Raw genomic sequence first — 6,676 nt, forward strand, 5'->3', positions numbered from 1 at the left:
CCTGACTTCCTCCCAGGAACATCCTTGGACAACACGCGGGCGCCGAAAGGCCCCGCACGCTGAGCGTTTCTTTCCCGGTCTGGTGGCCCTAGCGCGAGCAAAACACCCGATCCCATCCCGAACTCGGCCGTTAAGTGCCGCTGCGCCGATGGTACTGCGTCTCAAGACGTGGGAGAGTAGGTCACCGCCAGACCTGGAAAGAAACGCATCTCTCTCGAACGACGTCACTTCCGATCAAGGACACCAATGGCGCGGGGTAGAGCAGCCCGGTAGCTCGTCAGGCTCATAACCTGAAGGTCACAGGTTCAAATCCTGTCCCCGCAACCATCGTCATAGACTCATCATCAGCCCCGGCCGAACGCCGGGGCTTTTGCATGTCTGCTCGCCCCCCGCCCGCAGCGCCCTCTGCAAGGCTCAGGATCCCGGCAAGCTCGCCCACCAGCTCCACGTGATGACCGCCCGGCGCAGCCGCCTCAGGCACCAGCCGGATCTCCCGGATCAGGCCCCGCAGGATCCCGGTCGCCACGGGCCGCGTCGAAGGCCGTTGAAGTGCCTCGGCCAGCCGCGCGATCTCCTGGCGGTAGCGCTCTCCCAAGGACGGGTGCAGCCACAGGGCAGGGGGCTCTGGCGTCTCCGCCAGCATCTTGGTCAGCTCTGCTTGCCGTGCCTGCCGTGCCTCCAGCGCCTCCATCTTCCCCTTCATTGAGGGGTGATACATCCCGTCCTCTATCGCCGTCACGAGGCCCGCGATCTTCGCCTTGATCTGCGCCAGCTCCCTGCGGGCGGCATCGTGATCGCCGCTGCGCCGGCCTGCCGCTTCGTTGAAGGCCAGGCGGTAGGCTTCGACGAAAGCGGCGACCAGCTCCGGATGCATCAGCCGGTCGCGCAGCCCGCCCAGAACCCGCTCTTCCAGCTCCTCGCGCCGGATCGTCGCCCGGTTGGTGCAGACCGCCGCACCGCGATTGCGCGCGCCGCTGCAGCCGAGGCGCGTCCGGTTAATCATCGAGTATCCCGACCCGCAGCACGCGCAGCGCACGAGCCCCGACAGCAGGTAATCCGGCCGCCTTGCACGTTCAGGCCTCGGGGGGGGGGATCATTGACCCCGGCCGGGTTCATCGCCCTGCGGATCCCGGCCTGCCGCGTCTTCACCCGGTCCCAGAGCGCCGCGTCCATGATCCGCAGCTCCGGCACCTCGGTCGTCACCCACATCTCCGGCGGGTTCAGCCGCGCCTGGCGCTTGCCCGTGTCCGGGTCCTTCACAAAGCTCTGCCGCTGCCAGACCCGCACCCCGACATAAAGCTCGTTGTTCAGGATCCCCGTCCCGCGCCGCCAGTTGCCTTGGATCGTCGAGAAGCCCCAGCTGCCCGAGCCCTTGCCGCCGCTGCGGGGTGGGGCCACGCCCTCCGCGTTCAGAGCCGCCGCGATCGAGCGCGCCGAAAGGCCGGCATCGTAATCCGCGAAGATCCGGCGCACCACCGCGGCCTCGGCATCGTCGATGTCCCGCTCGCCGGTGATCACCGCGCCGCCCGCAGCAAAGCCGCGCCGCACCCGGTAGCCGTAGCAATTGCCGCCGCCCGACTTGCCCGCCATCACCCGGCCCTCGAGGCCGCGCCGCGTCTTCTGGGCCAGTTGCTTGAGAAACTGCGACGACATCAGCCCGCCGAAGCTGACCCGTATCTCGTCGATTCCGCCCTCCGACCGGGTGACGATCTTGACCCCGTGATAGGCCAGCCGCTTGTAGAGGCCCGCCATATGCTCCCGGTCGCGCGACAGACGGTCCAGCGCCTCGGCCACGATGACATCGCAGACCCCGTCCCGCGCCGCCTCCTGCAAACGCTGAAAGCCGGGACGCAGATGCAAGGCGCCGCTGATCGCCGCATCCTCGATCGTCTGGACGACCGTCCAGCCCTGCGCCTCGCAGAGCCGGCGGCAGACCCGGATCTGGTCCTCGGTCGAGCTGGCGGATTGCAGGTCGCTGGAATAGCGGGCGTAAATGAGGGCGCGAAGAGGGCGGTTCATGCGGGCTCTCCCTCTTCCGATGCGCGGCGTTGCGTCAGGATGTCGGCCTCCGCCGCCGCCCGGCCCATAAGGCGCGCCAGGTCCAGCAGCAGGGGATGAGGAGAAGGGTGGGAACGGCCAGCGCCCGCATCAAGCCCCCGCGCTTCGCACCGTCTCTCCTGCGCCTCTTGGTCCTCCTTCATCAGCCGCCGTGCCGCGAAGGCCCGCACCAGGTGGATCCGCTCCGGCCAACGCAGCTGCGCCTGCCGCTTTAGTGGCACGCATTCCGTGATCCGCGCCACACGCTCGCTCACACGAGCCTCAAAGCTTCTCTCCGTCATGCGAATCACCTCCAAACGACGCATGACACTCCCACTAGTCCGACAAACAACGAAAAAGTATGAAAATGTTCGAGCTGAAGGGGCCGTTCAGCTAAGGGCTCTAGAGGCGACAGGTTGGAGCGGATACGAAAGGCTGTCGCGTGCAGGCCAGACCGCGGTGGCCGGAGGCGGCCCATTGCGGACAGTCGCACGCCCGGGTTCTCATGCTGCTCTGCTCCTAAAGCGGCCGTCGGTGCTCAGTCCAAAATTCTGACGTCCTATCGATCCGGAAGCCGTAGACACATGAAGGCCTTCGACGTCACATGCAGGTATTCCTCCAACGGCGGAGCGCACTATGCACTGGAACGACAAAGTTCTTGATAACCTGGAGCAGATCTACTGGTCGCCGGACAAGATCGGCCTCAAGCCTATCAAGCGGCAGCCAACCCCGGACGGCGCCGGATTTTTCGTTCCGAAGGAACGGCTGGCGGGGGGCAAGTCGCTCTACAGCAGGGGGCAGGCGTATGCTGAATGGCGGCCGACAATCATCAAAAAGGAAGAACTTCTGAATCAGGTCTTGGAGATCGCTCTGGCCATTGCTCCCTCTTCTTTCGTTGCTGACGTGTTCTTCGCACCGTTGGACATCTGTCCCGCTGGCAGGATCCGCACACTCGGGCGGGAGGTCGGGGCGCGTCATTCAAAATTTGCGCCGCGGCAGTTCACGCAGCACGACGGGCTGTATGTCTCCGACAATGCCATCGTGATGATGGAGATGAAGCTGAAGGCGCGCACCTCAATCGAGCAGTATCTCAAATACTGCACGCTTGCGGCACTCGAAGAGATGGTGAGCGGAAGGAAAGATCATGTCGGGATGATCTATCTGGTGCCGTCTGGCGCCGTCCTGCGGACGCGCAAGGATCTGCGGCTGGACAATCCCGAAGCCATGGAACAGATCTGGAACGACCCATCGGAATTCACCGACAAATCACTTCTGTCGCAACTTTTAACCCACCACCTCGAGCAGATCAGAAATGTCGGTGAGCGGCTGGTGCTGCAGATCATCACTTGGGACGATTTCCTGCGGGCGATGTTGCAGACGCGTGACGACGCTGCAGCGACAGGAAACGAAACGCTGGAAAACCTCATGCAGGGAATGATCGCTCAGATCCAAGCGACACCGGATTGTGGGCTGCGCTACGGCGATACAACGACGTGACGTTAGGGTATGCCACCGATTAGATCAATCTGGCAGCGAATAGGTCTCAGCATCCGCAAGCCGGACTATCCGTTTGAAACCATCCTGTTCGACATCCCATTTGCTGCCATGGACATGCAATATCAAGGAGGCATCCATGGCTTTCGCAAAAGCACGAAGGTCGGCTGATGACGCGTGTCCGCTGGTGTGCAGATGCTGGACATGGCTGTCTGCCAATTGGAACCAGTTCAGTGTCTCGCTTGGCTTGGCAAGATAGCCATTCCAAATCGAAAAGCTGAACGCATCGGCAGCGGTCGGCGTCACGCCCTTGGCCCGATAGTCCCTCACCAACCCGTCGCGCACCATGACTATGTGGTTGCTGCCTTCCAGTCTCGCGACACCGATGCCGTGCTCGACCATCCTGTCGATGAAGTCCTCATGACCGTTATGGATGTAGTGACGCCGTAGCCCGGCGGTGAAAACCACCTTCAGATTGTCAAATCCCGGCCTGGACAACTTCGTGCCCTGGGCGACGGTGTCCAAAACTTCGGCCGTGTAGAGATCGATGGCCAGCGTGCGCCCACTGCGCTTGGCAGCACGGTAGAGGGTCACCGTCCGGTCGATATTCTGTCCGGACCAGCAGACGAACAGGCGTCCGGAAGTTCGCTTGGCCAAGTCGACAAATTGATCCTCGAGCCGGGCTTCCGTGATGGTGGGCTTCTCGGTGCCTAGGTTGGTCCCCTCGAGGATCAGCATATCCAGATCACAGGGCGGGTTCTGCATCATTCGTCGCACCAGGTCGGACTTTCGGCCGTGTATCCGGAAATCCCCACTGTAAAGCAGACGACGCCCGTCAACCTCGACCAAAAGCATGTAGGAGTCGTAGCCCGAATGATCTGTCAGAAAAGGCTTGATCCGGAAGCTGCCTACCTGAAAGCCGTCCCGGCTTCCCCAGGTGGCCAGTTCGCGGTTCAAAGGCTGCCGCGCCAGCCTCGCCGTGATGGCGATCAATTTGGCCGAGGCCACGCCCGTCATCACCGACCAGGAAAGGGGCAACTCGTTGATCAGACCCTAGTGATCCTGATGAGGATGGCAGATTACAACCGTCGCGTACGCGCTTCGATCCAGAGATTTTGGCAAAAGCTCCTTGGCATCCTGCGGTGCGTCGAGCGGCTTGCCGGCGTCGAGGATCAGCCGCTGTCCTGCGGCTGACTTGATTTCGATGCAGGAACCGCCAATCTCCGCAGTCCCTCTATGGACGGTGACCGATACGGTCAAAGCGCGTCGAGCTTCAGTGGATTGCCTTTGCCGATCACCTGGACGTGTCCCGCAAGATCCCGCAGTTTGGAATCATGCCCGTTGCCGATGAACGTGCCCCGCGTGTCCTCGCGAGCGTCGATCACATAACGCACCTTCGGATCGAGGGTCAGCGGCGTACCACTGTTGCCACCGGTCGCGACAATGCCCTTTCCAAAGGGGGGCATATCGATTTGCCCGGCATAGATGGCAAGCTCACGCAGGCGAACCAGCAGTCTGCACGCCTCCCTGGTGCCCGCGATGAGAGCTGCGGCATTCGCCTCGTCCTGCAGCCACTCGGAATAGCCACGATGCTGAGCCATCGTCTTTGGTTCTGTGAGGGACTTGGCGCGACCGTCATTAGCCATTTTCGCTTCCCACAGCACGATCCTCCACCCATCTTGGTGTGGTTCCAGCGTCGCAAGGTCGAGGCGGACAGCGACAGGTCTTGCCGCCTCGGGTCTGGTAAGCGTCAGGGCGACCTCAAGATCGAAGACATCCGGATTAGCAGCGATGACTTCATCGACGAAAAGCTTCTCGCGTCCGTGCCTGGCGGCCGCCGTGGCCACACGATTTGCAAGTATACCGGCCGCCGCATCATCTGCTGGTGGCGCGGGACGCACATAATCCCCGCCTTTGGGCTGGTCGGGCTCAAGATACTTGCGATGCACTTCCTCATGAAACGATCGCTCAGTGCATTTGACCTTGGCGATCTGCTGACCCGCCCCGTAGAAGCTGAGATAGCCATCGCGCACGGCAAGGCGAAGCGAGGAAATCCGGCCTTCCGCATCCTTCTCTGACGTCGCCCCAGATGGGCGCCAAAGGCGCAGCAGCTCGCGAAACCACGCGTTGGAGTCGACGCTTCCCTCGGTAAGGCGAGAGGCATGCAGACGTCTGGCAAACTTGGACATGGAAGCTCTCTATAAAGTTGTTTGGTCAAGCTTGGGGGCGACGTGCTCCGGCATCGGGGCGACACGTAGGGCTGGCCGATCGGGGTTTCACTGAATATGCGCGGAAAGATGTGCAGGATCCCCTGAAGCTCGAAGATCCATCGTTCAACGTCCAATCGAGTTGCATCGCATGCGACCCGACTCCCATTGAGATGCGTAAGGACCAGCGCAAAGTGATCAGTGTCCACCTGCTCAATATCGATCAGCACGGTCTGAGATGAAGGATAATACCCGACGGTCTGGACTTCTCCGTCCCGCAGTTGCTGAAGGGTTTCTAGCAGATGGGACAGCTCGTCTGATGCTGCATCGGCGCCTGACAGGGCGAAGCTTTTCGACCCAACCCTTAACGAGCATGTTGACATAAGCCAGTTCCGCTCACACCAGTCATCGACAAAAGGAAACTCGCGCCTGTGGATCCAGATCATGAGTGGACCGATCGTAAGATGCGGCGGCTCATCGATGACGTGCGTTATCGTATTGAATAGCCCCATGTTTCGTGGACGCCTTCTTCGCTAACTTTGAGGCAAGGAGGCCATGATGGGCACGGGGAATTTCACTGACGACTTCAAGCGCGATGCTGTCGCGCAGATCACGGAACGGGGTTATCCGGCGAAGGAGGTTTCGGAGCGGCTCGGTGTGAGCACGCACTCGCTCTATGCCTGGAAGCGCAAGTTCGCGAAGGCAGTGTCGGGTGACACAGAGAAGGATGCCGAGATCCGGCGACTGAAGCGGGAGCTGGCGCGGGTGTCCGAGGAGCGTGACATCTTAAAAAAGGCCACCGCGTATTTCGCCAGGGATGCAAAGTGAGATACGCGTTCGTGGCCGAGCATCGGGGCCAGTTTTGGGTTCGGGCGATGTGCCGGTGCCTGCGCATCCAGCCGAGCGGGTTCTACGCATGGCTGAAGACACCGGTAAGC

7 protein-coding genes, 1 tRNA gene, 1 rRNA gene and 2 pseudogenes are annotated in these 6,676 nt (G+C 61.7%); 5 read left to right on the plus strand and 6 right to left on the minus strand.

Annotated elements, in window-relative coordinates; all coding sequences use genetic code 11:
* Positions 1-78: 78 nt before the first annotated feature.
* Both rrf and BLP73_RS18710 read left to right on the plus strand, forming a co-directional pair.
* A 5S ribosomal RNA gene (rrf, locus tag BLP73_RS18705) occupies positions 79-193 on the plus strand.
* Between the two features lie 57 nt (positions 194-250).
* Positions 251-327, plus strand: a tRNA-Met gene (locus tag BLP73_RS18710).
* Here the strand turns inward: BLP73_RS18710 and BLP73_RS19850 are convergent.
* The 3 genes from BLP73_RS19850 to BLP73_RS18720 are packed head-to-tail and all read right to left on the minus strand — an operon-like array spanning position 284 to position 2,339.
* Complete coding sequence (locus BLP73_RS19850) at positions 284-1,003, minus strand: hypothetical protein (RefSeq protein WP_245686763.1); 720 nt, start codon at positions 1,001-1,003, stop codon at positions 284-286. The two genes, BLP73_RS18710 and BLP73_RS19850, sit on opposite strands and share 44 nt — an antisense overlap.
* Positions 1,000-2,019: a recombinase family protein gene (locus tag BLP73_RS19855; RefSeq protein WP_245686762.1), complete on the minus strand. Its 1,020-nt coding sequence runs from the start codon at positions 2,017-2,019 to the stop codon at positions 1,000-1,002. The genes BLP73_RS19850 and BLP73_RS19855 overlap by 4 nt, the downstream gene beginning before the upstream one ends.
* Positions 2,016-2,339: a hypothetical protein gene (locus BLP73_RS18720; RefSeq protein WP_139166040.1), complete on the minus strand. Its 324-nt coding sequence runs from the start codon at positions 2,337-2,339 to the stop codon at positions 2,016-2,018. The genes BLP73_RS19855 and BLP73_RS18720 overlap by 4 nt, the downstream gene beginning before the upstream one ends.
* Positions 2,340-2,673: 334 nt before the next feature.
* Between BLP73_RS18720 and BLP73_RS18725 the strand changes: the two genes are divergently transcribed.
* Complete coding sequence (locus tag BLP73_RS18725; protein WP_090748497.1) at positions 2,674-3,534, plus strand: hypothetical protein; 861 nt, start codon at positions 2,674-2,676, stop codon at positions 3,532-3,534.
* 24 nt (positions 3,535-3,558) lie between these two features.
* Here the strand turns inward: BLP73_RS18725 and BLP73_RS18730 are convergent, their stop codons facing one another.
* Positions 3,559-4,548, minus strand: coding sequence for an MBL fold metallo-hydrolase (locus tag BLP73_RS18730; RefSeq protein ID WP_090748506.1), 990 nt, complete (start codon positions 4,546-4,548; stop codon positions 3,559-3,561).
* Positions 4,549-4,602: 54 nt separating this feature from the next.
* Here BLP73_RS18730 and BLP73_RS19955 point away from each other — a divergent pair, with 54 nt between their 5' ends.
* Positions 4,603-4,725, plus strand: coding sequence for a hypothetical protein (locus BLP73_RS19955; protein ID WP_281179952.1), 123 nt, complete (start codon positions 4,603-4,605; stop codon positions 4,723-4,725).
* 62 nt (positions 4,726-4,787) lie between these two features.
* Here the strand turns inward: BLP73_RS19955 and BLP73_RS19230 are convergent, their stop codons facing one another.
* The gene (locus BLP73_RS19230) at positions 4,788-5,720 is read right to left on the minus strand and encodes a hypothetical protein (protein WP_139166041.1); all 933 of its coding nucleotides are present in this window, start codon (positions 5,718-5,720) and stop codon (positions 4,788-4,790) included.
* A 113-nt stretch (positions 5,721-5,833) separates the two neighbouring features.
* Positions 5,834-6,250: pseudogene (locus tag BLP73_RS20030) on the minus strand (WapI family immunity protein); the annotation flags it as partial.
* 46 nt (positions 6,251-6,296) lie between these two features.
* On the opposite strand from BLP73_RS20030, the pseudogene BLP73_RS18745 reads away from it, so the two are divergent.
* Positions 6,297-6,676: pseudogene (locus tag BLP73_RS18745) on the plus strand (transposase); the annotation flags it as partial.

The sequence above is a fragment of the Paracoccus tibetensis genome (assembly GCF_900102505.1).
Lineage (GTDB): Bacteria > Pseudomonadota > Alphaproteobacteria > Rhodobacterales > Rhodobacteraceae > Paracoccus > Paracoccus tibetensis.

What these genes read in the sequence shown, in the direction of transcription:
- BLP73_RS19850 (WP_245686763.1), bottom strand. Translation starts at nt 1,003, where the DNA reads ATGATTAACCGGACGCGCCTCGGCTGCAGCGGCGCGCGCAATCGCGGT.
- BLP73_RS19855 (WP_245686762.1), bottom strand. Translation starts at nt 2,019, where the DNA reads ATGAACCGCCCTCTTCGCGCCCTCATTTACGCCCGCTATTCCAGCGAC.
- BLP73_RS18720 (WP_139166040.1), bottom strand. Translation starts at nt 2,339, where the DNA reads ATGACGGAGAGAAGCTTTGAGGCTCGTGTGAGCGAGCGTGTGGCGCGG.
- BLP73_RS18725 (WP_090748497.1), top strand. Translation starts at nt 2,674, where the DNA reads ATGCACTGGAACGACAAAGTTCTTGATAACCTGGAGCAGATCTACTGG.
- BLP73_RS18730 (WP_090748506.1), bottom strand. Translation starts at nt 4,548, where the DNA reads ATGACGGGCGTGGCCTCGGCCAAATTGATCGCCATCACGGCGAGGCTG.
- BLP73_RS19955 (WP_281179952.1), top strand. Translation starts at nt 4,603, where the DNA reads ATGGCAGATTACAACCGTCGCGTACGCGCTTCGATCCAGAGATTTTGG.
- BLP73_RS19230 (WP_139166041.1), bottom strand. Translation starts at nt 5,720, where the DNA reads ATGTCCAAGTTTGCCAGACGTCTGCATGCCTCTCGCCTTACCGAGGGA.